We start from the raw sequence: 25,369 nt of genomic DNA, 5'->3' as shown, positions 1-25,369 counted from the left end.
GTATCAGTCGACATCTGTTTTGAATGTCAGTCCGCCTTCGCGAGCAAGCTCGCTCCCACAGTTGTTTTGTGTGTGCTGATCCATCCGCGATACCCATGCTAGAGTGCTCGGCCCCGCCCTCCGGAGCCTGTCATGCGCCTCTTGATCCGCAGCTTTGCCGCCCTGTTGCTGACCTTCAGCCTGCCTCTTTCCGCCGCGCCGATGCACAGTCAATTCCTGCCGCCGGACGATCTGACCGTGCGCGATGCCGAGCCCGAGCAGCAGCAACTCATGCAGGTCACCGATTACTCCGTGGTCGTCGGCGCACAACGCCAATCCAATCAGCAGCCGATCCCGGTCACTTCACCGCTGCTGATTCGCCTCAAGGGCAAATCCCTGAACAAAGGCGCGACCATTACCCAAGTGCTGGTGAATTTCGACGGTGAAAGCAAAAGCCTGAAAAAGCCGGTTTATGACGACAAGAGCAAAACCCTCACACTGTTTTATCCACAGGCCCAATACCGCGTGATCATCGATCTGCTGCGCAACGACACCGTGTACGTGCAGTTCCTCAGTTACGCCAACGGCCACATCTGGGCCGATTTGCACACCGGGGCGGTGCGATCGCGTTGAGCCGGGCGGCCGGGCAGGGGTAAACTGCCCGCCCCGTGTAATGTCTGCGAGCTGGAGTCGGCAATGCGTAAAGATAAGAAACAAGTGATTGGTGACGAGATCGGCGATGAGCAGATCAAGCTGTTCCTCGATTTTGAGCCGGTCGACGCCACTTCGCCGTCGCTGCACAAACTGATCAAGGCTTATCGTGGCCTGCGCATTGATGATTTCGAGCGGTTTCTGGGCTTCTTCGTCGCTGCCGGTTACGACGTTGATGGCAAGGACGAGCAGGGCAAGACCTTCGTTGAGCTGATCGCCGATCAGCGCAATGCCCCGGAATACATCGAGCTGATCGAAAAGTCCCGCACCTGAGACTTTTCCCAGGCATAAAAAAACGCCCCGCACTCACTGAGTACGGGGCGTTTTTTATACGGCAAGATCAAGCGTAGCTTGGGGTCTCGCTGCTTTCTTCAACCAGTTCCAGCGCGATGTTGTTCTGCGTGTTGATCTTGCGATACAGCGCAGCATCGGTTTCCAGGACCTTTTCACGGGCCGGGAAGATCTCGGCCAGTTTGCCAGCCCACTCACCCTTGGCCTTGGCCGGGAAGCATTTCTCGATCAGTTCCAGCATGATCGAAACGGTCACCGAAGCGCCTGGCGAAGCGCCGAGCAGGGCGGCGAGGGAGCCGTCCTTGGCCGACACCAGTTCGGTACCGAACTGCAGGATGCCGCCCTTTTTCGGGTCTTTCTTGATGATCTGAACCCGTTGGCCGGCCACTTCCAGGCGCCAGTCTTCGGCTTTCGCCTCCGGGTAGAAGCGGCGCAGGGAATCCAGACGCTGCTCCATCGATTGCATCACTTCGCTGACCAGGTACTTGGTCAGGTCCATGTTGTTTTTCGCCACGGCCAGCATCGGCCCGATGTTGCCGGCGCGAACCGACAGCGGCAGGTCCATGAAGGAGCCGTGCTTGAGGAACTTGGTGGTGAAACCGGCGTATGGCCCGAACAGCAGGGACTTCTTGCCGTCGACTACGCGGGTGTCCAGGTGCGGCACCGACATCGGTGGCGAACCCACCGCGGCCTGGCTGTACACCTTGGCCTGGTGATGCTTGACCACTTCCGGGTTGTCGCAACGCAGCCACTGGCCGCTGATCGGGAAGCCGCCGAAGCCTTTGCTTTCCTCGATGCCCGAAGCCTGCAGCAACGGCAGCGCCGCGCCACCCGCGCCGAGGAAAACGAACCTGGCGTCGACTTCACGGCTGCTGCCGCTGTTGACGTCCTTGATGCTGACGGTCCAGCCAGCGCCGTTACGCTTGAGGCCGGTGACGCGCTTGCAGTATTTGACTTGAGTGTCGGGAGCGCTGGTCAGGTGCTTGAGCAACTGGTTGGTCAGGGCGCCGAAGTTGACGTCGGTGCCGTTCATCACGCGGGTCGCGGCGAGGACTTCGTCCGGCGAGCGGCCCGGCATCATCAGCGGCATCCACTCGGCCATCTTGGCCTTGTCTTCGGTGTACTCCATGTCGGAGAACGCGTGATGCTTGTGCAGGACCTCGAAACGTTCCTTGAGGAAGGAAACGCCTTTGTCGCCCTGAACGAAACTCAGGTGCGGCACCGGGCTGATGAATGATTTGCACGAGCCGAACGTGCCTTTCTTGGTCAGGTACGACCAGAACTGCTTCGACACCTCGAACTGGGTGTTGATGTGCACGGCTTTCTTGATGTCGACGGTGCCATCGGCGGCTTGCGGCGTGTAGTTCAGCTCGCAAAGGCCAGCGTGACCGGTGCCGGCGTTGTTCCAAGGGTTGGAACTCTCGGCAGCACCGGAATCCATCAGCTCGACGACTTCCAGCTTGATCGCGGGGTCGAGCTCTTTGAGCAGCACGGCCAGGGTGGCACTCATGATGCCCGCCCCAACCAGAACTACGTCGACTGCTTCGTTATGCGCCATTTAACGCGTCTCCAAAATCTGCAGCACCAAATTGTCGGCATGGCTGCCAGGCATTCCGGGACAGGTCAGTGATGTCCAGGCTATCCATGGTCAGGTTCGCCATGTCCGAATCTTCGCAATTTTTCGCAACTTCGACGGATGTATGCGGCTTGGCTTTCAAGAGCTCCATGAACTCATTTCAGCACGCAGCTGGCAATTCGACTTATGGTCGAGACATCCGTTTTTGTGCAACCAAATCCGTAGCGGACAGGCTTCAGGCTCCGATATTCGAGGTATACCCGGTCCTGTGTCGTTGGGCTGTTTCAGACGCTAATGGTGCATGTTCAGACGCAAAACTTTTCATTTGCTCGCCACACTCTTGTGAAGTTGTGAAAACCCGTTTTTTTCACGCTCTTTTGAAGACGTGAACCTCAAAAAAGGGCTGTCCAGGCCTGGCACCTTGCCCGCAAAGGCAAAACAACGCGGTGGCCGAGCGTCATGACAGCTCTGCAGATTCGCGAAAAGCGGGGTTTTTGCCGGAAGAACAGGCAAGCGCGCCAACTTCACTCGATCTGTGTGGGCGGCTCTCTGTGGGCGATTTTGGGTGTCGATGCATGCGCATTGACGCTGTTGCGGGGCCCGATCAGGAGACGTCCTTATAATCGGGGGGAGATTGTATCGAAGAAATGCGGGCAGTTGCTCGTGTTTAATGACTTTTATTAGGCATCCGGTCAGATGCTCAACATCGCTTGCACCCGTGCACGGGGCTGCGACGCTATGACGCGGGCGCTGGCGGGCAGTGGCTGGTGCAACCAGTTGAGGCGGATTTCTTCGATTTCCACCCAACCGTCGCCCATCGGCTGCAGGCTGCACTGCTTGAATGCCTGGCAATGGCCATTGCGGTCGAGCAGGGCGAAGCTGCGGTGCAGCGGACGTGGGGCGAACAACGAGATCAGATAACGCATGATTGAGTACCTTGTGGGGGACTGATTGCAAGGTTGCCAATGCGCCGTGACGTGAACGTGTATGCCGGGTGAATAATCTGTGACAGGAACCGCTTTCCCACGGGTTTGTCAGACATTTCAGTATTCGCTGCCGGGCGCTGGTTACCCGCACTGGCCCACCGCTATACTGCCGGCCTGTTTGTGCCTGATTCTGGAGAGAAGAGCATGTTGCAACGCCTGTTGTTCGGTTTGATCACTGTGGCCGGTTTGACCCTGGCCGGCTGCGCCCACAGCCCGCAACAACTGAGCCCGGAGCCAAAGCTGACCACTCAGCTGCCAGCGGTCGGCCGTGGCCAGCCAGTCGTCGTACGCGTGGTCGACGGTCGTCCGTCGCCAACCCTCGGTACCCGTGGCGGCCTGTACCCGGAAACCAGCGCTATCACCGTGCAGCGCGAGCAGATCCTGCCGAAGTTGCAGGCTCAGGCTGAAGCCGCCGTGCGTCTGCTCGGCTTCACCCCGACCAACAACGCGCCAAATGCTCCGCAGTTGACCGTGACCCTGGCCGAGCTGAAATACCAGTCGCCGAAAGAAGGCATGTACGTGACCGAAGCGACCATTGGCGCAACCTTCCGCTCTGATGTGCAGAACGCCAACCGCCGTTATAGCGGCCGTTACGGCGCTTCGCTGGACCAGCGTTTCGGCATGGCGCCGAACCAGGAAACCAATACCAAACTGGTCAGCGATGTATTGAGCGATGCGCTGACGCGTCTGTTCAAGGATCCGACGGTGGGTCAGGTTCTGGCTGAGTAAGTTTTCGGCGGATGTGAAAAAGCCCGGGATCAGTGATGAGCCCGGGCTTTTTTGTGGGACTTGAAATCGTACCCCCTCACCCCAGCCCTCTCCCCCAGGGGGGAGAGGGGGAAAGGGAGCCGATCTGTGTTGTGCCTGGGATCTGCATTCATCTCGGAGTTTCAGGTCGATTTGCGTTGTTCTTGAGATCTACATTCACCTCGGACTTTCAGGTCGATGTACCTCGACAAAACAACTCGGTCGGTTCCCTCTCCCTCGGGGAGAGGGCTAGGGTGAGGGTGCTTTTGCTTTTTCAGGCCGCCTGGGAATAAAAGTCGAGGACGCTGACACCCGTCAGCAAATCAGTCTCGGGCAAATCCGCATGCTGATGCCCGCCCAGCGCGCAATACACCAGCCAATGGCGATCCTGAACATTGAAGGCAAGGCTGCCGACGAGACTTTGCTGTTCGTCGTAAGGGGTGATGAGGTACAGACGATCCTGATTTTCAGCGTGAAGCATGTCGCGTTCCATGTGCGTTTCGAGGCGCGCATCTTGGTGTATCCACATGACGAAGCCGTGACACAGGGCAGCCATCGGTCGATTGTCAGGTTATTTGTCGCAAAGGCTGGGGTTGAACGGGCAGGTTTGGTTAGAATCCGCGCCGCAGTCGTCGATCTGGCGTCTGCCACACCGGTTCAGATAGAGGTCTGTGATGTCGCTGCACTTGATGACGCTGTTTACCGCCCATCCCGCCAAGTTGATCAACTTGCTGGCGTTGTTGTTGGCGTTTCCGGGGAGTTGGCTGCTGCACGCCACTCGTCGCCGTGAACAACGTGCGATGGCCAGCATTGCCGCTCAGCGCCAGGCGCAACCGAATGCCGAACCAATCCTTGATTGGGCGACTTTGCGCATGAACCGGTTTTTCTATCGTTTTGGTTTTGCTTGCCTCGGGCTGGCCCTGATCGTCTCCTGGATCAGCACGCGCTATTAAAAGCAAAAGATCGCCGTCTTCGGCAGCTCCTACACGAATCCCCTGTAGGAGCTGCCGCAGGCTGCGATCTTTTGATCTTGCCGTTGCTTTACAGCAGTAACCCAGCCTTGACCCGGTACTGATTGCGCACTGGCGTCGCATATTGCAGCACCAGATATGGACGATGCTCTTCCGGGCACGCATCCAGCCGGCTCTGCCATTCTTCCTGCGCCTTGGCCAGCTCATCCGCCGGGAACACCTCGGCAGCTTTCGGCACATTCAACTGCGGATCGGCATCGGCCCACTGGGCGTACGCCAGGTAGTGCACCGGGAACAATCGGTAACCGCCGAGAATTTGCTTGTCCATCTCGACCGCCAATTGCTTGGTGTCTTCGAACAGCTCGGTAATCGGCGCGGCAAAGTTCACGTGCACCCGGCCCTTGTAGCCAGTGATGCCTTTGGCGATGCTCACATCATCTTCGCCCGGCGCTTTCGCGTAAGTGCCGGTGGTGGCGCGGATGTACAACTCGCGAGCCTTGGCCTGGTCGCACGGGTCATATTCGTAGCTGATCGACACCGGGGTAACGTTCAGCGAGCGGATGACTTCGCCGAACGGCTCGTCCTTGCGGCTCATGTGGAACATCTTGAGGATCGCCGACTCGGTGCGGTCGTCGCCGTCCTTCGCCCGGCCTTCAGCCTGAGCGATCCAGATCGACGCGCAATCGTTGCGGATCGAGTGGTTGATGTACGCTGATAACAGTTGATAAGCGGCCATTTTCTCGCGACGGCCGGTGATCGAACGATGAACGATGAAACTCTTGTTCAGGCGCATCAGGTCGCTGACAAACGGCTTCTGCAGCAGGTTGTCGCCAATCGCAATGCGCGGCGTCGGCAGGCCGGCGTGGTACACGGCGTAGTTGACGAAGGCCGGGTCCATGACGATATCGCGGTGGTTGGCGATGAACAGATAAGCGCTGCCGGACTTGAATTGCTCGACACCGGTGTAGGTCACGCCATCGGTGGCGCGCTCGATGGTGTGGTCGACGTAGGACTCGACCTTGTCCTGCAACGTCGCCACCGACGTCACGTCGGCGAACTCACGACGCAGCCGATGGGCTATAAGTGGTTTGAGCATCCAGCCGAAGGCACCGGCAAAACGCGGGAAGCGGAAGTGGGTGAGGATATCTAGAAACGCCTTGTCGCCGAGCAGTCTTGCCAGTACCACAGGTACTTCGCTGTCGTCGTAAGGTCGGATGGCATCGAATTCGCCCATCATGCTCTCTTGTTGGAAACGGCTAGGGTAAGTAAAGGTTTTGATCGAAAACCCGCGGGGCACGGTCTGAAAAAGTAGCCAGACAAAAATAGCCCTGCAAATAGACCGGCGATTATACGCACAAGTCACTTGGGAGACCGCGATGCTGGAAACCGCTGAATACGAATGTCCTTATTGTGGGGAAACGGTCGAGACGACAGTGGACTTGTCCGGCGGCGATCAGACCTATATCGAGGACTGTCAGGTGTGTTGTCGGCCCATCACGTTCGTATTGCAGGTTCATGGAGAGGAATGGCATCTGGAAGTCTTCAGCGAAAACGAGTGAGGCGCGCCCATGCAGCGAATCTACGAGCCGGAAAACCTGATGGAAGGCGAAATGCTCAAGGGCATGCTCGCCAGCGAAGGCATCGAGGCGCATCTGATCGGCCGCGATTTGCTCGGTGGTACGGGCGAATTGCCGATTTTCGGTTTACTGGGACTGTCCGTCGATAACGACCAGGCCGAATACGCCCGTGAGCTGATCACCGCGTACAATGCCGCGCTGCCGCTGCCCGGCGATGAACCGGAGAGCTTCCCCGGGACGCTGGTCTGTTAGGCTGGCCTTCGTTTTACTTCAGAGTCGTGTTGCCCCATGTGTGGACGTTATGCCCTGTTTCGCTGGAACCGCGATTTCGCGGCCCTGCCTGGTTTTCCCGCCGATCAGCAGGCGCAGTGGAACATTTCCCCCAATGATTCGGTGTTGATGCTGCGTGCCGGTGAAGATGGCCAGCGCAGCCTGGCCCGCGCCCGTTGGGGATTAACGCCGCCGTGGCTGACCGATCTGTCGAAAACACCGGCACATGCCCGGGCGGAAACCGTGGCCGAGCAACCTATGTTCCGCGAAGCCTTGCGTCTGCGCCGCTGCCTGCTGCCGGCCAACGGTTTTTACGAATGGCGCGGGACGCAGCGCAAGCGGCCGTTCTGGCTGACGCCGGGGGAGGGTTCTTCGCTGTTTTTCGCGGCGATCTGGGAGGCGTATCCGGTGCAGGAACAGGTGTGGTTGAGTACGGCGGTGATTACTCAGCCGGCGTCGAGTCAGCGCCGGCCGTTGATTCTCGATGAGGCGGGGCAGGCGGCGTGGCTCGATCCCGAGACGCCGTTGCATGTGTTGCAGGGGTTGCTGGCCAGTGAACCGGCGGCGCTCCGTGAGCGGGTGTTGGCGAATCTGATCAATGATCCGAAACTCAATGGGCCGGAGTGTCTGACTCCGGGTTAAAGCATTTAGATCAAAAGCCCCTCACCCTAGCCCTCTCCCGGAGGGAGAGGGGACTGACCGCGGGATATTGACGAAACACACCGACTTGAAAGCTTTTCACCGAATCCATAATCGCCACGATTTTTCAGGTCGATGTATGACGGGAGACAACTCGGTCGGCCCCCTCTCCCTCCGGGAGAGGGCTGGGGTGAGGGTGTCTTAACCTCAGACCTTGAACTGATTGATCAACCGCCGCTGCTGCTCTGCCAGCTTGGTCAAATCGGCACTCGCCGAACTCGACTCATCCGCGCCCCCCGCCACTTCATTGGCCACTTGCCCGATGTTGATCACATTGCGGTTGATGTCATCGGCCACCGCACTCTGCTCTTCCGCCGCACTGGCAATCTGCGTGTTCATGTCGTTGATCACCGAAACCGCCTGGGTGATCGTTTCCAGCGCTTCAGCCGCTTTCGCCGCATGCTGCACGCTTTCGTCAGTGCGGTTCTGACTGTCCTCCATGACCCGCACCACATCGCGGGTGCCTTGTTGCAGTTGCTGGATCATGGTCTGGATTTCTTCAGTGGCTTTCTGGGTTTTCTGCGCCAGATTGCGCACCTCGTCGGCGACCACGGCAAAACCACGACCCTGCTCGCCGGCACGCGCTGCTTCAATCGCCGCGTTCAGGGCCAGCAGGTTGGTCTGCTCGGCGATGCCGCGAATGGCGGTGAGAATGGCGTTGATGTTCTCGCTGTCCTTGGCCAGGGTCTGTACCACATCTACTGCCTTGCCGATTTCCAGCGCCAGCACGCCAATCGAATTGGACGTATCGCGGACAATCTGCATGCCCTGGCTGGCGGCCTGGTCGGCATGACTGGCCGCTTGTGCAGCCTGCGTCGCGTTACGCGCGACGTCCTGCGCGGTGGCGGTCATTTCCTGCACCGCCGTGGCGACCTGATCGATCTCGGCCATTTGTTTTTGAATGCCGATGTTGGTGCGAATGGCAATGTCGGCGGTGTGTTCCGAGGAATCGCTGACGCTCTGCACCGACGTCACCACCTGCGTGATCATCGCCTGCAGCTTGGCCAAAAAGGTATTGAAGCCCTTGGCGATCGAGCCCAATTCATCGCTGCGATCACTGCTCAAACGTCGGGTCAGATCACCTTCACCTTGAGCGATGTCATTGAGCATGGCGACCATTTGCTTCAGCGGTCTGGCGATGCCGTGGCCGACCAGCCAGATCACTAGCAGGCCGAGGCCGGCGATGAGCAGACCAACCATGGCCATGCCGAAGGTGTCGGACTTGCGTTGCGCATCAAGGTCGGCCTGCAGCTTTTGCAGATCCGCCATTACCGCGTTCAAAGGCAATTGCAGCATCAGTGTCCAGCGTGCGTCGGTCTGGCCGATGCCGAATGGCAGGTACAGTTCGATGCGACCCTTGTCCTTGTTGACCGAGTAAGTCACTTCGCCGCGTTTGAGATTGGCCATGTTGGCGGTCTGCTCAGCGTCGAGGATATCGCTGACTTTTTCACCGAATTTGCTCGGGTCTTTGGTGTAGGCGACGATCCGGCCGTTGCCGCCGATCAGGGCCATTTGCCCGGCGCCGCTGTAGAGCTTCTGGTTGGCGCCGAGGAGCATTTCCTGAATGAAGTTCACCGACAGGTCGGCGCCGACAATGCCCTGGAAGGCGCCGTTAAGCATGATCGGTTCGATAAAGGAGGCGAGCATGACGATCTTGTCGCCGACCTTGTACGGCGCCGGATCGATCACGCAGGATTTTTTGCTTTCTTTCGAGCACAGGTAGTACTCGCTGGCACGCACGCCGGTAGACAGGACTTTCTGGTCGTCGACATCGACCAGTTTGTCCAGGCCGAGGGTGCCGTCATCGTTGCGGAACCACCACGGCAGGAAGCGCCCGTTGGCGGCATCGATCCCGACCACGCTGGTGCCGATATAGGCCGCGTCGTTGTGATCGAGGGCGTTTTTCTCCCAGCCGATGTAGGTGCCGAGAATTTTCGGGTTCTTTTCGACGTTCTCTTTGATCAGGCTGATCAGTTGTTCGCGGTTGACGGTCAGGCGTGGCTGACCATCTGCGCCCGGCGTACCGAGCAGGGTGTTGACCCGCACCAGGCCACCGGCAATCAGCAGCGGCGCTTCGAGTTCGCGCTGGATCTGGCTGACCTGGGTTTGCGCCAGCGAGGTCAGGCGCTGTTCGATGACTTGCTCGAACTGCGCCTGGGTGCGCTGTTGCACCATCTCTTGCGTGCGCGCGCCGGAAAACAGCGCATACAGCACCAGCGCGGCGACCACGCTGAGGACGATGGCGCCGGCCAGGGCGGCGACGGAAAACTGGATCGACTTGAACTTCATGGGAGCTCCGCACGCAAGAGGACGTCTGCGCTGATGTATCGGCAGCGGGCATTGGGCCATGAGTGCGAGCCGGAGCAATTGAAAGCCAATGTCGCAAATGGATCAGTGCGCGACGCAGTTGCACGGGACTTGGCGGTCGCTGTGAATTTTTTGCGACAGCTCTGGTGGGAAACGTCTGAAAGTCGCTGCAACACGTCCGTTGTATCTGGCGTCGATACAATTACCCGCCTAGGATACGCGCAGGTTTTCAGGGAGCTTTTGAATGAACAAGACATTGGTTGTAAGTGCACTGAGCGCAGCGCTGTTGCTGGCCGGTTGTCAGTCGGTCAACACCACCAGCGGCGGTGCCGTGGGTGTGGAGCGCAAGCAGTACATGTTCAGCATGCTGTCCTCGCAAGAGGTCGACCAGATGTATGCGCAGTCGTATCAGAAGACCGTCGGCGAGGCGTCCAGCAAAGGTGTGCTGGACAAGACCAGTCCCGAGGCCAAGCGGGTTCAGGCGATTGCCAACCGTCTGATCGCCCAGGCGCCGAACTTCCGTCCGGATGCTGCGCAATGGCAGTGGGAAGTCAATCTGATCAAGAGCGATGAGCTCAACGCCAACTGCGGGCCTGGCGGCAAGATCATTTTCTACACCGGGCTGATCGACAGCCTGAAACTCACCGACGATGAAATCGCCGCCGTTATGGGCCATGAAATCGCCCACGCCTTGCGCGAGCACGGTCGTGAAGCGATGTCCAAGGCGTACGGGATTGAAATGGCCAAACAGGGCGCGGGTGCGTTGCTCGGCCTGGGGCAGGACAGTCTGGCGCTGGCTGATACCGTGGCCAACTACGGGATGACGCTGCCGAACAGCCGCGCCAACGAAAACGAAGCCGACCTGATTGGTCTGGAACTGGCCGCACGCGCCGGGTACAACCCGAACGCCGCGATCACTTTGTGGAACAAAATGAGCAAAGCGTCGGAAGGTTCGCCGCCGGAGTTCATGAGCACTCACCCGGCTTCGACCAGCCGGATTGCCTCGTTGCAGGCGGCAATTCCGAAGGTGATGCCGTTGTACGAAAAAGCTCCTAAATCCTGAGTCAGTGATCGTTCCCACGCTCTGCGTGGGAATGCCTCAAGGGACGCTCCGCGTTCCAAGCGGGACGCAGAGCGTCCCCGGCTGCATTCCCACGCAGAGCGTGGGAACGATCCTTCACTGAGGATTAAACCCAGCCACTGCTCTGCATCGCCTTGTACACCGCAACAATCGCCAGAATCATGAATGCCGAAGCCGCAAGGCGACGGATCAAGGTCAATGGCAGTTTGTCTGCGGCGAAATTACCTGCCAGCACCACCGGCACGTTGGCAATCAACATGCCCGCCGTCGTACCGATAATCACCAGCCACAGTTCCGGATATTGCGCGGCGAGCATCACCGTCGCGACCTGAGTCTTGTCACCCATTTCTGCGAGGAAAAACGCAATCAGCGTGGTCAGGAACGGCCCGAACTTGCGTGCGGTGCTGGTTTCATCGTCATCCATTTTGTCCGGAACCAGTGTCCACAGCGCCGTGGCCGTAAAGCTTGCGGCGAGAATCCAGTGCAGCGTGGCATTCGAGAAGAAGCTGCCAAACCAGGCGCCGACCGCACCGGCTGCTGCGTGGTTGGCCAGGGTCGCGGCGACAATACCGGCAATGATCGGCCAGGGTTTGCGGAAGCGAGCGGCGAGAATCAGCGCGAGCAGTTGCGTCTTGTCGCCGATTTCGGCCAAGGCAACGATTGCGGTGGGAACGAGTAACGAGTCCAGCATCAGGATTTCCTAAGGGGCGGGTCGACACGGCTATGACACGTACAGCCTTCCCGCCCCGGGTAAGGTGTGCGTGTCATAGGTCTTGTCAAACCCTGCGATCCGTCTGCTGCGGACGCTTGGGTCGCATACGCCATGATCTGAGGATCAAGTATGTTGACGTATGCCGGACGAGCTTGGCGCTCGTGGGAGACTACTCCCCTAGGACGGAGCGGATTCTGCCTTCGCAAATCCGATTGAGCAAGAACAAATTTTCAGCCGCGCTTGGCCCGGTAGATGCGGAAACCATTGCCTTCGGCCTTGATTGCACAGACGCCCAGATGCTCTTCGATCAGCGGTTGATACTTGAGGAAGCTGTTCGCCACCAAGCGCAGTTCGCCGCCATTTTTCAGATGTTTGGCCGCTTTTCGCAGCAAGTTCTCGGTTGCGAAATAATCGGTGTGCACGCCGACATGGAACGGTGGATTGCTCAGAATCGCACTCAAACCCATCGGCGCGGCATCGATACCGTCGCCAGTCAGCACTTCAGCTTCCAGACCGTTGGCCGCCAATGTCAGGCGGCTGCTGGCGGCGGCGAAGGCATCGACATCGAGCAGGGTCACCTGATTGTGCGGGTAGCGACGCTTGACCGCAGCGCCCAGAACCCCGGCACCGCAGCCGAAGTCGAGCAGATGGCCGCTCGGCAGTTTGTCCAGATGCTCCAGCAGCAGGGCACTGCCGCGATCCAGGCGACCGTGGCTGAACACGCCCGGCAGGCTGATAACTTTCAGCGGACCCTCGGCCAAAGGCAATTCATAGGTCTGCGCCAGGCTTTCCAGAGACTTGGCTTCAGGCGCGTTGGCCACGGTGACTTGCCAGAGCTGGCAGTGCCGCGCGCTGTCGAGTTTGCGCGGCTTGCCGAACGGGTTGAGCTGCTTGGATGCGCCTTCGATGCCGCTGCGCTTTTCCCCGACCAGAAATACTTCACGCCCGGCCAGACGCGAGGCCACGGCATTGAGGATGTAATCGGTCAGGTCTTTGGACTTGGGCAGGAACACCACGGCGCTGTCGAACTCGAGCTCTGGAATGTTCACGCCGAAATGGCTGCGCCCTTCGAAACGGGCATCCAGTGCGGCCTGGTCGCCGGCATGCCAGCACCAGCCGAATGCGTTGGGCAGGCGTCCGAGCAAATCATCGGCGGGCAAACCGGCCAACAACAACGAACCTTGAAACAACTCGGGCTGACGAAGCAGTACTTCACTGCGCGGATCCATAACTGCTCCTCAAAAAAAAGTGCCGCAGTTTATCAACTGACGACCCGCAGCGCCTTACCGCTGAAGAACGCCTGAGCGTTTTCGGTCAATTGGCCGACGATGCGCTGGCGTGCCTCGCGGCTGCCCCAGGCGTTGTGTGGCGTAACGATCAGGCGTGGGATGTCCGCTGCGAGCAACGGATTGCCTTGGGTCGGCGGCTCGATGCTCAACACATCGGTAGCCGCGCCGCCGAGGTGGCCATTGCGCAAGGCATCGGCCAGCGCCTGTTCATCGATCAGACCGCCACGCGCGGTGTTGACCACGAACGCGCCTGGCTTCATCGAAGCTAGTTCGCGGGCGCCGATGAAATGGCGAGTGTGTTCGTTGAGTGGGCAGTGCAGGGTGAGGGCGTCGATTTGCGGCAGCAGTTCATCCAGCGGCAAACGATCCGGGCGAGCTGGGCGCCCGGGAATCTGCCCGAGCAACACGCGCATGCCGAACGCTTCGGCCAATCGCGCCACGGCGCCGCCAAGTTCGCCATGACCGAGCAGGCCGAGGGTTTTGCCTTGCAGTTCTACGATCGGGTAGTCGAGCAGACAGAACTGTTTGGCCTGCTGCCAGCGGCCTTCGCCAACGGCTTTTTGATAATCGGCCAGACGCGTGGCGAGGTTGAGCAGCAGCATGATCGTGTGCTGCGCCACCGACGGCGTGCCGTAACCCTGGCAGTTGCACACGGTGATGCCGTGAGCGCGGGCGGCCGCAAGGTCGACGTTGTTGGTGCCGGTGGCGGTGATCAGGATCAGCCTCAGGTCGGGGTTGGCGGCCATGGCGGCGGCGTCGATCAGGATCTTGTTAGTGATCGCTACGGTGGCGCCTTGCAGGCGTTCGGCGACTTGCCCGGGCAACGTTTGGGCGAACAGCTGCAGATCGCTGAAACACTCGCGCAACGGACTAAGGTCGAGGTCGCCGAGATCCAGCGAAGGGTGATCAAGGAATACCGCGCGGTGCGTGTTCGTCATCAACTGTACCTTTCGTGCTGTGAGCGTAGGGCGTAATCTGCCGAGCCTACCAGATGAAACAAATTGATACGCTTGGCCGAAAGGAGCCCCCATGTACTGGACCGAGTTCTTGACCGTTGCACTGATCCATTTGCTGGCTGTCGCCAGCCCCGGCCCGGACTTTGCGGTGGTGGTGCGCGAGAGCGTGACCCACGGTCGTCGCGCCGGTACCTGGACCGCATTGGGCGTGGGCACGGCGATTTTCCTGCACGTTGGTTATTCGCTGCTCGGTATCGGCCTGATCGTGTCGCAATCGATCGTGTTGTTCAACGCGTTGAAATGGGCGGCGGCGGCTTACTTGCTGTACATCGGCTTCAAGGCATTGCGCGCGCAACCCGCGAAAGCCGTGGCCGATGACTTGCACGAAGAGGCCGGCGTACGCACGGCTCGCGGCGCGTTCACGTCGGGCTTCGTGACCAATGGTCTGAATCCGAAAGCCACGCTGTTCTTCCTGTCGCTGTTCACTGTGGTGATCAACCCGCACACGCCACTGGCGGTGCAGGCCGGTTACGGGATTTACCTGGCGGTCGCGACTGCGTTTTGGTTCTGTCTGGTGGCGATGTTGTTCAGTCAGCAGCGGGTGCGTGCCGGTTTCGCCCGCATGGGCCACTGGTTCGATCGCACCATGGGCGCGGTGCTGATCGCTCTCGGCGTGAAAATCGCGTTCACCGAGATGCACTGATCTCAGAACCGCGACTTGAACCTGTGGGAGCGAGCTTGCTTGCGAAGGCGTTGGATCAGTCGACATTATTGGTGGCTGAAAGAGCGCTTTCGCGAGCAGGCTCGCTCCCACAGGGCCTTACACCAGTTCGCTGAGTTTGCTCAGGGTGTTCAGGTAGTCGCGGGGATTCTCTCCCAGCAAACGGCGAAACATCGCGCTGAACGCCCGCGCGCTGCCGTAACCCAAGTCCTGCGCCACACGCTGCACGCTGTCCCCGGCGAGCAGGCGCGGCAGGGCTTCCATCAGGCGCAGTTGCTGGCGCCAGGCGTTGAAACTCATCTGCACTTGTTGCTGAAACAGCCGCGCCAGCGTGCGTGAGCTGGCGCCGACCTGCTGCGCCCAGTCTTCCAGCGTATTGGTGTGATCGGGGGTGTGCAGCAGTGCCAGGCAGATATTTTGCAGACGCCGGTCGGTTGGCATCGGAATGTGCAGCGGCAGGTTTTCCAGACCGGCGAGTTCTTCCAGCATCAACTGCTGAATCAGCGGATTGTCGGCATGTGGCGGCCCTTGCACGGCACGCAGGATCAGCTCGCGCAGCAGCGGCGTCACCGCCAATACGCAGCACTGTTGCAGGCCGGCGGGTGACAGTTCTGGTGCGATGAACAGCGAGCGCATCTGCACGTCGCCGCTCATGAAAATCTCGTGCGCCACTTCTGGCGGAATCCACACCGCGCGACTCGGCGGAATCACCCATGCACCCGAGTCCGTGACCACGCGCATGATCCCGCTGACCGCATACAACAACTGCGCCTCGCGATGCAGGTGCAGCGGCTGGTGCGCGCTATCCAGATAATCCCGGGGGTAGGCGCTCACCGGGCCGTGTTCGAAATGGCTGATCAACATGTCTGATTCGATGACTTGTCTGGCAGGAATGCGCTTTGTGGCCAACTTAGCATAGCGCCACACAACAACGTAAAGCGTGCCGCCATGAATCAATCCAGAAACGTCATTCGCTATATCAACGCCGCCCATGTGATCGATCACATGTTCATGCTGATATTTCCCGCCGCCGTGCTCGGTATGACGCAGGCCTTCGGTCTCGACTACGCCACGCTGATCGGCCTGTCACTGGGCGGCTTCATTGCCTTCGGCGCGTGTTCGCTACCCGCTGGTTGGCTGGGCGATCACTGGAGTCGGCGGCAGATGATGCTGGTGTTTTTCTTCGGCATCGGCGCTTCAGCGATTTTCACTGGCCTGAGCAGCAGCCCGGCCATGCTGGTGATCGGTCTGACCCTGATCGGTATTTTTGCGGCGATTTATCACCCGGTCGGCACGGCGATGTTGGTCGCTTATGCTCAAAATCGCGGCCGGGAAATCGGCATCAACGGTATGTGGGGCAATCTGGGTGTGGCGTTTTCGGCGCTGATCACGGGCTTGCTGGTGGCGCAATTCGGCTGGCGCTCGGCGTTTCTGATACCGGGCGCAGTGGCGATTGTGCTGGGGGTTGGCTTCGCCTTGCACGTGCGTGAAGAGCCGATTCCGAAGCGTGCGCACACGCCACTCAAGGGGGCCGCTGGCCAGCGTATTTCCATGCTCATGGTGTTCGGCGTGCTGGCGCTGGCGACGGCCACTGGCGGCGTGGTGTTCAACGCCACCACCATGACCTATCCGAAGCTGTTTCAGGAGCGTTTGCATGAGCTGTTTGCCTCGCCGCAAACCCTTGGAGTGGTGGTCAGTCTGGCCTATGCCTTTGGTGCGGTTGCGCAGTTGAGCATTGGTCGGGTGTTGCATCGACTCAGCCTGAAATGGCCGTTCATTGTCCTGACGTTGTGCCAGGCGCCACTGTTGTTTGCGCTGGCCTATGCCGACGGCTGGGCCGTGATCGCCTTCGGCGCAGCGTTCATGTTCGTGGTGTTTGGTCAGGTCACCGTCAACGATGCGATGGTCGCCAACTTCGTCGCCCCGCAATGGCAATCACGGGTGTTCGCTCTGCGTTACTGTTTATCGTTCGGTGCCAGTGCGGCGGCGATTCCGCTGATTTCCTATGTCGAACCGCGCCATGGTTTTGTAGGCCTGTACTTGATTCTTGCGGGTTTCGGCGCTTTGACCTTCCTTGCAGCAGTCGTATTCCCACGGACGCCTTCCGAGGAGGCTGTAGGGCAAACAGCCTGATAAATAGCGAAAACCGGCAAATGCTGGCGCAAAGCTAGCATTTGTACGGCTTTGCAAATCATTCCTTTGGCTGATTTGGCTGGCGTATAAGGGTTCTAGAGTACCGATCTCTACGCCAACACCGTGCAGTCAGAAAAGGGATTCTTATGTTGCAGACTCGCGTCATTCCCCCGGCCGATGGGGCCTACCAGTATCCATTGCTGATCAAACGGCTGCTGATGTCCGGCGCCCGTTACGAGAAAACCCGCGAGATCATCTACCGTGACCAGTTGCGCTATAGCTACCCGACCTTGATCGAGCGCGTGGCGCGGTTGGCCAATGTGCTGACGGCCGCCGGTGTGAAAGCCGGTGACACCGTGGCGGTGATGGACTGGGACAGTCATCGTTACCTGGAATGCATGTTTGCGATTCCGATGATTGGCGCGGTGATTCATACCATCAACGTGCGCCTGTCGCCGGAACAGATCCTCTACACCATGAACCACGCCGAGGACCGCTTTGTGCTGGTCAACAGCGAGTTCGTCGGTCTTTACCAGGCAATCGCACCGCACCTGAGCACGGTCGAGAAAACCCTGCTGCTGACTGATTTGCCGGAAAAAACCGCCGACCTGCCGAATCTGGTCGGCGAGTACGAACAACTGCTGGCCGCCGCGAGCCCGCAGTACGACTTCCAGGACTTCGACGAAAACTCGGTCGCCACCACGTTCTATACCACCGGCACCACGGGCAATCCGAAAGGCGTGTATTTCACCCATCGGCAACTGGTCCTGCACACCATGGGGGTGTCGACGATCATGGGCGCGATCGACAGCGTGCGCCTGCTCGGCACCAACGACGTGTACATGCCGATCACACCGATGTTCCATGTACACGCCTGGGGCCTGCCGTACGTGGCGACCATGCTTGGCCTCAAACAGGTTTATCCGGGGCGCTACGATCCGGAGTTTCTGGTGGAGTTGTGGCGCAAGGAGAAGGTTACCTTCTCCCACTGCGTGCCGACCATTCTGCAGATGCTGCTCAACGCGAAAGGCGCGCAGGGCACCGATTTCGGCGGCTGGAAAATTGTCATCGGCGGCAGCGCGCTCAATCGCACCTTGTATGAAACCGCCAAGGCGCGGGGCATTCAGCTCACCGCTGCGTACGGCATGTCGGAAACCGGGCCGCTTGTATCCTGTGCGCACCTCAATGATGAGTTGATGGCCGGCACTGAAGACGAGCGCACCACCTACCGGATCAAGGCCGGTGTGCCGGGGCCGCTGGTGGAAGCGGCGATTGTCGATGCCGAGGGTCACTTTCTCCCGGCCGACGGCGAGACCCAGGGCGAACTGGTGCTGCGTGCGCCATGGCTCACCGAAGGCTATTTCAACGAACCGCAGAAGGGCGCCGAGCTCTGGGCTGGAGGCTGGTTGCATACCGGTGACGTCGCCACGCTCGACAGCATGGGCGTGATCGACATCCGCGACCGCATCAAAGATGTGATCAAGACCGGCGGCGAGTGGATCTCTTCGCTGGATCTCGAAGACCTGATCAGCCGTCACGTCGCGGTACGCGAAGTAGCAGTGGTGGGCATCGCCGATCCGCAGTGGGGCGAGCGCCCGTTTGCCTTGCTGGTGATCCGCGAAGGGCACGTGATCGGGGCACGCGAACTCAAGGAACACCTCAAACCGTTCGTGGAATTGGGCCACCTGAGCAAGTGGGCGATTCCGAGTCAGATCGCCCTTGTTACCGAAATTCCCAAGACCAGTGTCGGCAAGCTCGACAAGAAGCGCATCCGCCTCGACATCACCGAATGGCAGGCCAACAACAGCACCTTCCTTTCGACACTTTGAGTGTCTGCTGGCGCGCCGAAACCGGCGCGCCAGACCCACCAAGCAAGCGCTTGGCTTGTGAAATCGAAAAAATCAGCCATCCTTGCCGTGCCGACATGCGTCGGACTGGCGAAAGGACTGTTCCAGAGTGGTTGGCAGCTGCAAATCACACTTTAGAGGGATCAAGCAGTACCACCTGCTGGCTATAGTCCGCTCAAGGATTTTTAAGAACGGGGCACACGCACAAAACGGGGCGATGCATCTTTGGAGTGATTTCGGGTTGTCTCTGGCACCCGGTCCTTCAGGCGTTTTTAAAAGTACTCACTGCCATAACAATAATGCACATGGAGTAGCGTCGATGACCTCAGTAAACCAGTTCTGGCGCCGGGCGAAACTGCCTCTGGCGGTCAGTCTTGCCTCTTCGCTCGCCGGGCCCGCATTCGGCGTCAGTTTCAACGTCGGTGAAATCGAGGGCCAGTTCGACTCTTCCCTGTCGATCGGTGCCAGTTGGTCTACCCAGAGCCCGAACAAGAACCTCATCGGCGTCAACAACGGCGGCCATGGTCTGTCGCAGACTTCTGACGATGGCCACGCCAACTTCAAGAGCGGCGAAACCTTTTCGAAGATCTTCAAGGGCATCCATGACCTTGAACTGAAATACGGCGACACCGGCGTGTTTGTCCGTGGCAAATACTGGTACGACTTCGAACTCAAGGACGAAAGCCGCGAGTTCAAGGACATCAGCGATTCGGGCCGTAAAGAGGGCGCCAAGTCGTCCGGCGGGCAGATCCTCGACGCCTTCGTCTACCACAACTACGCGATCGCCGATCAGCCAGGTTCCAGTGCGTCTGGGCAAGCAGGTGGTGAGCTGGGGTGAAAGTACCTTCATCGGTGGCGGCATCAACTCGATCAACCCGATCGACGTTTCCGCGTTCCGTCGTCCGGGCGCCGAGATCAAGGAAGGCCTGATCCCGGTCAACATGTTCTACGTGTCCCAGAGCCTCACCGAAAACCTTTCGGCCGAAGCGTTCTATCAACTGGAATGGGACCAGACCGTCGTCGATAACTGCGGCACGTTCTTCTCGCAGCCAGACATCGTTGCCGACGGTTGCAACGACAACCTGCGCGTGCTGAACAAGCGTTCGCAAATTCCGGCCATCGCCCTGGGGCCGTTGGCGGCCAACGGTGTCAATGTCAACGAAGAAGGCGTTCTGGTGCGCCGTGGTCCGGACCGCGATGCCCGTGACAGCGGCCAGTGGGGTGCGTCCTTCAAGTACATGTACGAACCGCTGGACACCGAGTTCGGCGCCTACTTCATGAACTACCACAGCCGTGCGCCGATCTTCAGCGCCACCGGTGCTCCGCAATCGGTCTACAACACCGCGCGCGCGCTGCCGGGGCCGTTTGCGGCACTTGCACCGTTGCTGGTCGCGGGTAACTCGAACTACTTCATTGAATACCCTGAAGACATTCGCCTCTACGGTCTGAGCTTCTCCACCACCCTGCCTACCGGTACGGCGTGGAGCGGTGAGATCAGCTACCGGCCGAACGCGCCGGTACAACTGAACTCCACCGACATTCTGTTCGCCGGTGTGCGTCCGATTGGCGGGGCACTGACCAACGCTTCGATACTGAACGGCGTGCCGGGACAGGATCTGCACGGTTACGAGCGCAAGGAAATCACCCAGATCCAGACCACGTTCACGCACTTCTTCGATCAGGTCATGGGCGCCAGCCGTCTGACCCTCGTCGGCGAAGTCGGCGCGACCTACGTCGGCGGGCTGGAAAGCCGTTCCGACAAGCGCTATGGCCGCGATCCGGTATACGGCCCGGGTGAGTTGCCAGCCACTGGCGGTGTGAATACCTGCGCCAATATTCTCAACGCCAGCACCATCAATGGTGCCGGGCCGGGTTCACCGCAGAACAACCGCAGCCGCAATTGCGACAACGACGGCTTCACCACCTCGATGTCGTGGGGCTACCGCGGTCGCGCCATCTGGGAATACAACGACGTCTTCGCCGGTGTGAACCTCAAGCCGAACGTGGCCTGGTCCCACGACGTCAGCGGTTACTCGCCAGGCCCTGGCGGCAACTTCGAGGAAGGTCGCAAAGCGGTCAGCCTAGGCGTCGATGCCGAATACCAGAACACCTACACCGCGAGCCTGGCGTACACCAACTTCTTCGACGGCAAGTACACCACTGTGGATGACCGCGACTTTGTTGCGCTCAGCTTCGGCGTGAACTTCTAAGCACTGCATTTCAGGACGAACGAATTTATGAAAATAACAAAGAGTCTGTTCCACGCCGGTGTTCTGGGCCTGTCGCTGCTGGCGACCGGCGTCATGGCCGCCGTGCCTGCTGCCGAAGCCGACAAACTGGGCAAGAGCCTGACGCCGATGGGCGCGGAAATGGCCGGTAACGCCGACGGTTCGATCCCGGCGTGGAAGCCGCTGCCGAAGAATGCCGGCAGCGTCGACGCGCGTGGCTTCCTGTCCAACCCTTACGCCAGTGAGCAACCGCTGTTTACCATCACCGCCAAGGATGTCGACAAGTACAAGGACAAGCTGGCGCCGGGCCAATACGCGATGTTCAAGCGTTATCCGGACACCTTCAAGATGCCGGTTTACCCGTCCCATCGCGGTGCGACCGTGCCAGATGACGTGTTTGCCGCGATCAAGAAAAACGCCACCACCACCAACCTGGTGTCCGGCGGCAACGGTCTGGAAAACTTCGAAACGGCCGTGCCGTTCCCGATTCCGAAGAGCGGTGTGGAAGTCATCTGGAACCACATCACCCGCTATCGCGGTGGCAGCGTGACTCGTCTGGTGACCCAGGCCACGCCGCAACCGAACGGCTCGTACAGCCTGGTGTACTTCCAGGATCAGTTCGTGTTCCGCGACAAGATGAAGGACTACGACCCGAAAAACCCGGGCAACATCCTGTTCTACTTCAAGCAGAAAGTGACCGCGCCGGCACGTCTGGCCGGTGGTGTGCTGCTGGTGCACGAAACTCTCGATCAGGTCAAAGAACCACGTTCGGCGTGGGTCTATAACGCCGGCCAGCGTCGTGTGCGTCGTGCGCCACAAGTGTCCTATGACGGTCCGGGTACTGCGGCGGATGGCCTGCGTACCTCCGACAACCTCGACATGTTCAACGGTGCTCCGGATCGCTACGACTGGAAGCTCGAAGGCAAGAAAGAGATGTACATCGCCTCCGACAGCTACAAGCTCGACGATCCGAAACTGAAGTACGCCGACATCATCAAGGCCGGTCACATCAACCAGGATCTGGCACGTTACGAGCTGCGCCGCGTCTGGCATGTGGTTGCCACCCTGAAAGAAGGTCAGCGTCACATCTACGCCAAGCGTGACTTCTACATCGACGAAGATACCTGGCAGGCCGCAGTGATCGACCATTACGACGGTCGTGGCCAACTGTGGCGTGTGGCCGAAGCGCATGCCGAGAACTACTACGACAAGCAAGTGCCGTGGTATGCCCTGGAAACCCTCTACGACCTGCAGTCCGGCCGCTACCTGGCGCTGGGCATGAAGAACGAAGAGAAGCAGGCGTATGACTTCGGCTTCACCGCCACCACCAGCGATTTCACCCCGGCCGCTCTGCGTCAGGACGGTGTTCGCTAAACCGCTGTAACCCGAGGCCGCATCCTCGTGAAAACGCCCCGACTGGTTCGGGGCGTTTTTTTGCGTGTAGCCTTTTTGTAGCCATTTGTAGCAGCAACCTTCATAACCGGTTCGTTTAAGGCTAGTCTGCGGACATCTGCAACGCCGCCAACAGCAATTCGAACAAGAGCCGGCCATGACTGATCTGTCCCCACTTCCGGGTCCCGCAAGCGTTGCCATCGCGGCACTGGACGGGCGTTTTTTCCGCCCGCCGCTGCCCGACGGCTACGTCTTGCGACCACGCCTTTGCGAGCGCCTGCAGGCCGGGCTCGGTGGGCGTCTGTTGCTGGTCAGTGCTCCCGCCGGGTTTGGCAAGAGCTCGCTGGCGGTGGAGTTCTGTCAGAGTCTGCCGGCACACTGGCAAAGCCTTTGGCTGGGCCTGAGTCCTCGCGACAGCGACCCGGGGCGCTTTCTCGAACGTCTGCTCGAAGGCTTGCAGGACTACTTTCCGCAACTGGGCAGTCGCGCACTCGGCCTGCTGAAAATGCGCCAACGCCATCAGCCCTTTGCCTTCGAAGAATGGCTCGACGGCTTGCTCGATGAACTGACCCTGCACCTCGATCCCGGCGCGCCACTGCTGTTGGTGCTCGACGATTACCATCTTGCGCAAGGCCCGGTGCTCGATCGCTGCCTGCAGTTTTTCCTCAACCATTTGCCCGATGGCTTGCTGGTCATGGTCACCAGTCGCCAGCGCCCGGACTGGCATCTGGCGCGCTTGCGTCTGTCACGGCAGTTGCTGGAGTTACATGAAGCGGATCTGCGCCTGACTCACGACGAAGCCCTGACCTTGCTCGATCGCCACAGCAGTTCGCTGCGCGGTGAAGCGCTGGAAAACCTGATCCAGCGCAGCGAAGGCTGGGTCGCCGGTTTGCGGTTCTGGCTGCTCGCGGTGTCTGAGGCCGGCAGCGATGCGGCGCTACCGCAGGCGTTGAACGGTGGGGAAGGGCTGATCCGCGACTATCTGCTGGAAGAGGTCATCGATTGCCTGCCGGCCGAGGTGCAAGCCTTTCTGTACGACACCGCCCCCCAGGAACGCTTTTGCAGCGAGTTGTGCGACGCCGTTCGCGAAGCCCACGACAGCGCCGAGATCCTGCGTTTCCTGTTGGCCCATCAGGTCTTTCTGGTGCCGCTGGACGAGCACGGTCACTGGTATCGTTATCACCATTTATTTTCGGATTTGTTGCGCAGTCGGCCGATTGCTCAGGCGATGGTGCCGACTGCAACGCTGCACCTGCGTGCCTGTCGCTGGTTCAACGCACAAGGGCTGCTGGATGAAGCCGTGGAGCAGGCGTTGCGTGCCGGTCACCTGGATGTCGCGGCAAATCTGGTACAGAACCTCTCGGAGGAGCAACTGCTGGCCGAGCAAAACGTCGGCATGTTGCTGCGCTGGAAAATGGACCTGCCAGACAGCCTGTTGATCAGCACGCCGCGCTTGATCGTGCTGTACAGCTGGGCGCTGGGGCTGGCCTGTCAGCTGGATGCCGCCGAGGAGTTGTCCAGTCACCTGAGCCGCTTCCTGCCGGCGCCTTCCGCTACTGCGCAAAAGTCGATGCTGGCGCAATGGCTGGCGTTGAGCGGGATCATCGCTCGAGGGCGTGGGCATCGTGAGCTGACGATCAGATATTGCACCGAGGCCCTGGAAAGCCTGCCGGCCAAACGTTATGGCCAACGGCTGATGTGTCTATCGACCTTGTCCAATCTGGCAATTGCCGATGGCGATCTGTGGCGCGCACGCGGTCTTAACCGCGAATCCCTGGAGCTGGCGCAGCGAGTCGGCAATCCGTTGTTCGAAGCTTTGGCCCATTACGACCGTGCACGGGTGTTGCAATCGCGTGGCGAAATCCTGCGCGCACTCGATGAAGTCCATCAGGGCCTGGGGCGACTGCGTGGTTTGTCGCCACAACGTCTGTACGCGGTGCGCGCTCGGCTGACGTTGTATGAGGGTTTTCTGTTGGCCATGCGCTTGCAGCCTCAGGCGGCACGCGTGCGGTTGTTGGCCGGGATCAGCGAGGCACGAGCCTGTCGCGATATCAGCGTATTGATCGGCCATTGCGTCATCGCTCGACTGGATGGCGGCAGCGGCGAGTTCGCCAAGGCCTTTGCCGAACTCGCCGAAGCCGAACGCCTGATGCACATCTGGGACGTGCCGCCGATCTACTATCTGGCGATGATCACGCTGGTCAAATGTGAACTATGGCTGGCGCAGGGCCGTACTGATCTGGCCGAGGCGTGGCTGGCGCGGTTGGGCCAGACCTACACCGGCGAACGCGCCGCTGCGCCGCCGGAGTTCCATCCACAACTGCCGCTGCATGTGGAACTGCAACAGGCTTTGCTCGACCTGAATCAGGGCCAACCGATGCTCGCCGAAGGGCGTTTGAACGTCTTGCATGAAAACGGCCAGCAAACCGGCCGGCAGTTGCTTAGTGTGATGGCGTTGACGCAGAAGGTGGCGCTGTTGCTGGCAGGCGGTCGAGAGACAGAAGCCCGCAAGGCATTGGGTCAGGCTCTGGAAGCGGCGGCGGGGGGGGTATTGCAACCGTTCGATAGCTTGGTGAACGGACACGCGGACTGGTTGCGTGGGCATTTGCAAGCCTCTGCGACATTGTCAGGGCAACAATTGCTGGCGCATTTTCCGCCTGTAGCGGCGCGTCCAGTCGTCGATCATGGGGGCACTGAGCAGCTCAGCAGCAGGGAGTTGTCGGTGTTACGCCTGATCGCTCAAGGCTGTTCGAATCAGCAAATCAGCGAACAATTGTTCATCTCGTTGCATACAGTGAAAACCCATGCCAGCCATATCAACAGCAAGCTGGGGGTGGAGCGGCGTACGCAGGCAGTGGCGCGGGCGAAGGAATTGGGGGTCTTGACCTAGTCCTCG

At 59.8% G+C, this 25,369-nt stretch carries 22 protein-coding genes, 2 pseudogenes and 1 riboswitch; of the genes and pseudogenes, 14 read left to right on the top strand and 10 right to left on the bottom strand.

What is annotated here, in order from left to right; translation table 11 throughout:
• Nucleotides 1-132 precede the first annotated feature (132 nt).
• Complete coding sequence (locus AB4O01_RS15145; RefSeq protein WP_099757162.1) at nucleotides 133-612, top strand: hypothetical protein; 480 nt, start codon at nucleotides 133-135, stop codon at nucleotides 610-612.
• A gap of 63 nt (nucleotides 613-675) precedes the next feature.
• Nucleotides 676-963: a PA4642 family protein gene (locus AB4O01_RS15140; RefSeq protein ID WP_093441345.1), complete on the top strand. Its 288-nt coding sequence runs from the start codon at nucleotides 676-678 to the stop codon at nucleotides 961-963.
• A gap of 67 nt (nucleotides 964-1,030) precedes the next feature.
• Here AB4O01_RS15140 and mqo read toward each other — a convergent pair whose 3' ends face one another.
• Both mqo and AB4O01_RS15130 read right to left on the bottom strand, forming a co-directional pair.
• Entirely contained in the window at nucleotides 1,031-2,539 is a 1,509-nt protein-coding gene (gene mqo / locus AB4O01_RS15135) for a malate dehydrogenase (quinone) (protein WP_093441341.1), read from the bottom strand.
• Between the two features lie 710 nt (nucleotides 2,540-3,249).
• Nucleotides 3,250-3,483, bottom strand: a complete 234-nt coding sequence (locus AB4O01_RS15130; RefSeq protein ID WP_007912834.1) for a hypothetical protein — start codon at nucleotides 3,481-3,483, stop codon at nucleotides 3,250-3,252.
• A gap of 204 nt (nucleotides 3,484-3,687) precedes the next feature.
• On the opposite strand from AB4O01_RS15130, the gene AB4O01_RS15125 reads away from it, so the two are divergent.
• Nucleotides 3,688-4,272: a YajG family lipoprotein gene (locus tag AB4O01_RS15125; protein WP_007912832.1), complete on the top strand. Its 585-nt coding sequence runs from the start codon at nucleotides 3,688-3,690 to the stop codon at nucleotides 4,270-4,272.
• 292 nt (nucleotides 4,273-4,564) lie between these two features.
• Here the strand turns inward: AB4O01_RS15125 and AB4O01_RS15120 are convergent, their stop codons facing one another.
• Nucleotides 4,565-4,771: a hypothetical protein gene (locus AB4O01_RS15120; protein ID WP_008083982.1), complete on the bottom strand. Its 207-nt coding sequence runs from the start codon at nucleotides 4,769-4,771 to the stop codon at nucleotides 4,565-4,567.
• Between the two features lie 193 nt (nucleotides 4,772-4,964).
• On the opposite strand from AB4O01_RS15120, the gene AB4O01_RS15115 reads away from it, so the two are divergent.
• Nucleotides 4,965-5,243, top strand: a complete 279-nt coding sequence (locus AB4O01_RS15115; RefSeq protein WP_093441332.1) for a hypothetical protein — start codon at nucleotides 4,965-4,967, stop codon at nucleotides 5,241-5,243.
• A gap of 88 nt (nucleotides 5,244-5,331) precedes the next feature.
• Here the strand turns inward: AB4O01_RS15115 and AB4O01_RS15110 are convergent, their stop codons facing one another.
• Nucleotides 5,332-6,495 (bottom strand): 1-acyl-sn-glycerol-3-phosphate acyltransferase, encoded by a 1,164-nt coding sequence (locus tag AB4O01_RS15110; RefSeq protein WP_311883201.1) that lies wholly within the window; start codon nucleotides 6,493-6,495, stop codon nucleotides 5,332-5,334.
• 142 nt (nucleotides 6,496-6,637) lie between these two features.
• Here AB4O01_RS15110 and AB4O01_RS15105 point away from each other — a divergent pair, with 142 nt between their 5' ends.
• Genes AB4O01_RS15105 through AB4O01_RS15095 form a run of 3 tightly spaced genes read left to right on the top strand, consistent with a single transcriptional unit; the run spans nucleotide 6,638 to nucleotide 7,750 of the window.
• Nucleotides 6,638-6,820 (top strand): CPXCG motif-containing cysteine-rich protein, encoded by a 183-nt coding sequence (locus AB4O01_RS15105; protein ID WP_460088974.1) that lies wholly within the window; start codon nucleotides 6,638-6,640, stop codon nucleotides 6,818-6,820.
• Nucleotides 6,821-6,829: 9 nt separating this feature from the next.
• Nucleotides 6,830-7,090 carry a putative signal transducing protein gene (locus AB4O01_RS15100; RefSeq protein ID WP_007912819.1) on the top strand — a complete coding sequence of 87 codons (261 nt, stop codon included), beginning with the start codon at nucleotides 6,830-6,832 and terminating at the stop codon, nucleotides 7,088-7,090.
• 36 nt (nucleotides 7,091-7,126) lie between these two features.
• Nucleotides 7,127-7,750 carry an SOS response-associated peptidase gene (locus AB4O01_RS15095; RefSeq protein WP_093441316.1) on the top strand — a complete coding sequence of 208 codons (624 nt, stop codon included), beginning with the start codon at nucleotides 7,127-7,129 and terminating at the stop codon, nucleotides 7,748-7,750.
• A gap of 204 nt (nucleotides 7,751-7,954) precedes the next feature.
• On the opposite strand, the gene AB4O01_RS15090 is transcribed toward AB4O01_RS15095, so the two are convergent.
• Together AB4O01_RS15090 and AB4O01_RS15085 are read right to left on the bottom strand one after the other, a co-directional pair.
• The gene (locus AB4O01_RS15090) at nucleotides 7,955-8,659 is read right to left on the bottom strand and encodes a methyl-accepting chemotaxis protein (RefSeq protein ID WP_460092273.1); all 705 of its coding nucleotides are present in this window, start codon (nucleotides 8,657-8,659) and stop codon (nucleotides 7,955-7,957) included.
• Nucleotides 8,660-8,857: 198 nt separating this feature from the next.
• A pseudogene (locus AB4O01_RS15085) lies at nucleotides 8,858-8,917 on the bottom strand (hypothetical protein); the annotation flags it as partial.
• A 1,441-nt stretch (nucleotides 8,918-10,358) separates the two neighbouring features.
• Here AB4O01_RS15085 and AB4O01_RS15080 point away from each other — a divergent pair.
• Entirely contained in the window at nucleotides 10,359-11,177 is an 819-nt protein-coding gene (locus AB4O01_RS15080; protein WP_093441307.1) for a M48 family metallopeptidase, read from the top strand.
• A 124-nt stretch (nucleotides 11,178-11,301) separates the two neighbouring features.
• On the opposite strand, the gene AB4O01_RS15075 is transcribed toward AB4O01_RS15080, so the two are convergent.
• The 3 genes from AB4O01_RS15075 to AB4O01_RS15065 form a co-directional block, all read right to left on the bottom strand.
• Nucleotides 11,302-11,886 carry a TMEM165/GDT1 family protein gene (locus AB4O01_RS15075; RefSeq protein ID WP_077574495.1) on the bottom strand — a complete coding sequence of 195 codons (585 nt, stop codon included), beginning with the start codon at nucleotides 11,884-11,886 and terminating at the stop codon, nucleotides 11,302-11,304.
• Between the two features lie 87 nt (nucleotides 11,887-11,973).
• Nucleotides 11,974-12,098: riboswitch (yybP-ykoY riboswitch) on the bottom strand.
• Between the two features lie 39 nt (nucleotides 12,099-12,137).
• The gene (locus AB4O01_RS15070; RefSeq protein WP_186624772.1) at nucleotides 12,138-13,136 is read right to left on the bottom strand and encodes a class I SAM-dependent methyltransferase; all 999 of its coding nucleotides are present in this window, start codon (nucleotides 13,134-13,136) and stop codon (nucleotides 12,138-12,140) included.
• Nucleotides 13,137-13,168: 32 nt separating this feature from the next.
• Nucleotides 13,169-14,134 (bottom strand): 2-hydroxyacid dehydrogenase, encoded by a 966-nt coding sequence (locus tag AB4O01_RS15065; protein WP_257356104.1) that lies wholly within the window; start codon nucleotides 14,132-14,134, stop codon nucleotides 13,169-13,171.
• A 91-nt stretch (nucleotides 14,135-14,225) separates the two neighbouring features.
• Here AB4O01_RS15065 and AB4O01_RS15060 point away from each other — a divergent pair, with 91 nt between their 5' ends.
• Complete coding sequence (locus tag AB4O01_RS15060; RefSeq protein WP_460088973.1) at nucleotides 14,226-14,855, top strand: LysE family translocator; 630 nt, start codon at nucleotides 14,226-14,228, stop codon at nucleotides 14,853-14,855.
• A gap of 117 nt (nucleotides 14,856-14,972) precedes the next feature.
• Here AB4O01_RS15060 and AB4O01_RS15055 read toward each other — a convergent pair whose 3' ends face one another.
• Entirely contained in the window at nucleotides 14,973-15,737 is a 765-nt protein-coding gene (locus AB4O01_RS15055; protein ID WP_460088972.1) for an AraC family transcriptional regulator, read from the bottom strand.
• A gap of 84 nt (nucleotides 15,738-15,821) precedes the next feature.
• Here AB4O01_RS15055 and AB4O01_RS15050 point away from each other — a divergent pair, with 84 nt between their 5' ends.
• The 5 genes and pseudogenes from AB4O01_RS15050 (at nucleotide 15,822) to AB4O01_RS15030 (ending at nucleotide 25,363) form a co-directional block, all read left to right on the top strand.
• Complete coding sequence (locus AB4O01_RS15050; protein ID WP_460088971.1) at nucleotides 15,822-17,006, top strand: MFS transporter; 1,185 nt, start codon at nucleotides 15,822-15,824, stop codon at nucleotides 17,004-17,006.
• 146 nt (nucleotides 17,007-17,152) lie between these two features.
• On the top strand, nucleotides 17,153-18,835 hold the full coding sequence (locus tag AB4O01_RS15045; RefSeq protein ID WP_257356102.1) for a fatty acid--CoA ligase: 1,683 nt from the start codon (nucleotides 17,153-17,155) through the stop codon (nucleotides 18,833-18,835).
• Between the two features lie 337 nt (nucleotides 18,836-19,172).
• A pseudogene (locus AB4O01_RS15040) lies at nucleotides 19,173-21,063 on the top strand (DUF1302 domain-containing protein).
• A gap of 27 nt (nucleotides 21,064-21,090) precedes the next feature.
• Nucleotides 21,091-22,455, top strand: coding sequence for a DUF1329 domain-containing protein (locus tag AB4O01_RS15035; protein WP_460088970.1), 1,365 nt, complete (start codon nucleotides 21,091-21,093; stop codon nucleotides 22,453-22,455).
• A 175-nt stretch (nucleotides 22,456-22,630) separates the two neighbouring features.
• Nucleotides 22,631-25,363 carry a LuxR C-terminal-related transcriptional regulator gene (locus AB4O01_RS15030; RefSeq protein WP_460088969.1) on the top strand — a complete coding sequence of 911 codons (2,733 nt, stop codon included), beginning with the start codon at nucleotides 22,631-22,633 and terminating at the stop codon, nucleotides 25,361-25,363.
• The last annotated feature ends 6 nt before the right edge of the window (nucleotides 25,364-25,369 follow it).

Source organism: Pseudomonas sp. S2_E02 (assembly GCF_054668355.1).
Note: the sequence above shows the minus strand (reverse complement) of the source record. Positions and strands in the feature narration are given on the sequence as shown.

Bases quoted from the DNA above. Each gene is read 5' to 3' on its own strand.
- AB4O01_RS15140 (WP_093441345.1), top strand. From the start codon at position 676: ATGCGTAAAGATAAGAAACAAGTGATTGGTGACGAGATCGGCGATGAG.
- AB4O01_RS15115 (WP_093441332.1), top strand. From the start codon at position 4,965: ATGTCGCTGCACTTGATGACGCTGTTTACCGCCCATCCCGCCAAGTTG.
- AB4O01_RS15090 (WP_460092273.1), bottom strand. From the start codon at position 8,659: ATGACCGCCACCGCGCAGGACGTCGCGCGTAACGCGACGCAGGCTGCA.
- AB4O01_RS15110 (WP_311883201.1), bottom strand. From the start codon at position 6,495: ATGGGCGAATTCGATGCCATCCGACCTTACGACGACAGCGAAGTACCT.
- AB4O01_RS15050 (WP_460088971.1), top strand. From the start codon at position 15,822: ATGAATCAATCCAGAAACGTCATTCGCTATATCAACGCCGCCCATGTG.
- mqo (WP_093441341.1), bottom strand. From the start codon at position 2,539: ATGGCGCATAACGAAGCAGTCGACGTAGTTCTGGTTGGGGCGGGCATC.
- AB4O01_RS15080 (WP_093441307.1), top strand. From the start codon at position 10,359: ATGAACAAGACATTGGTTGTAAGTGCACTGAGCGCAGCGCTGTTGCTG.
- AB4O01_RS15075 (WP_077574495.1), bottom strand. From the start codon at position 11,886: ATGCTGGACTCGTTACTCGTTCCCACCGCAATCGTTGCCTTGGCCGAA.
- AB4O01_RS15070 (WP_186624772.1), bottom strand. From the start codon at position 13,136: ATGGATCCGCGCAGTGAAGTACTGCTTCGTCAGCCCGAGTTGTTTCAA.
- AB4O01_RS15105 (WP_460088974.1), top strand. From the start codon at position 6,638: ATGCTGGAAACCGCTGAATACGAATGTCCTTATTGTGGGGAAACGGTC.
- AB4O01_RS15060 (WP_460088973.1), top strand. From the start codon at position 14,226: ATGTACTGGACCGAGTTCTTGACCGTTGCACTGATCCATTTGCTGGCT.
- AB4O01_RS15130 (WP_007912834.1), bottom strand. From the start codon at position 3,483: ATGCGTTATCTGATCTCGTTGTTCGCCCCACGTCCGCTGCACCGCAGC.
- AB4O01_RS15030 (WP_460088969.1), top strand. From the start codon at position 22,631: ATGACTGATCTGTCCCCACTTCCGGGTCCCGCAAGCGTTGCCATCGCG.
- AB4O01_RS15045 (WP_257356102.1), top strand. From the start codon at position 17,153: ATGTTGCAGACTCGCGTCATTCCCCCGGCCGATGGGGCCTACCAGTAT.
- AB4O01_RS15100 (WP_007912819.1), top strand. From the start codon at position 6,830: ATGCAGCGAATCTACGAGCCGGAAAACCTGATGGAAGGCGAAATGCTC.
- AB4O01_RS15145 (WP_099757162.1), top strand. From the start codon at position 133: ATGCGCCTCTTGATCCGCAGCTTTGCCGCCCTGTTGCTGACCTTCAGC.
- AB4O01_RS15065 (WP_257356104.1), bottom strand. From the start codon at position 14,134: ATGACGAACACGCACCGCGCGGTATTCCTTGATCACCCTTCGCTGGAT.
- AB4O01_RS15055 (WP_460088972.1), bottom strand. From the start codon at position 15,737: ATGTTGATCAGCCATTTCGAACACGGCCCGGTGAGCGCCTACCCCCGG.
- AB4O01_RS15095 (WP_093441316.1), top strand. From the start codon at position 7,127: ATGTGTGGACGTTATGCCCTGTTTCGCTGGAACCGCGATTTCGCGGCC.
- AB4O01_RS15035 (WP_460088970.1), top strand. From the start codon at position 21,091: ATGAAAATAACAAAGAGTCTGTTCCACGCCGGTGTTCTGGGCCTGTCG.
- AB4O01_RS15125 (WP_007912832.1), top strand. From the start codon at position 3,688: ATGTTGCAACGCCTGTTGTTCGGTTTGATCACTGTGGCCGGTTTGACC.
- AB4O01_RS15120 (WP_008083982.1), bottom strand. From the start codon at position 4,771: ATGCTTCACGCTGAAAATCAGGATCGTCTGTACCTCATCACCCCTTAC.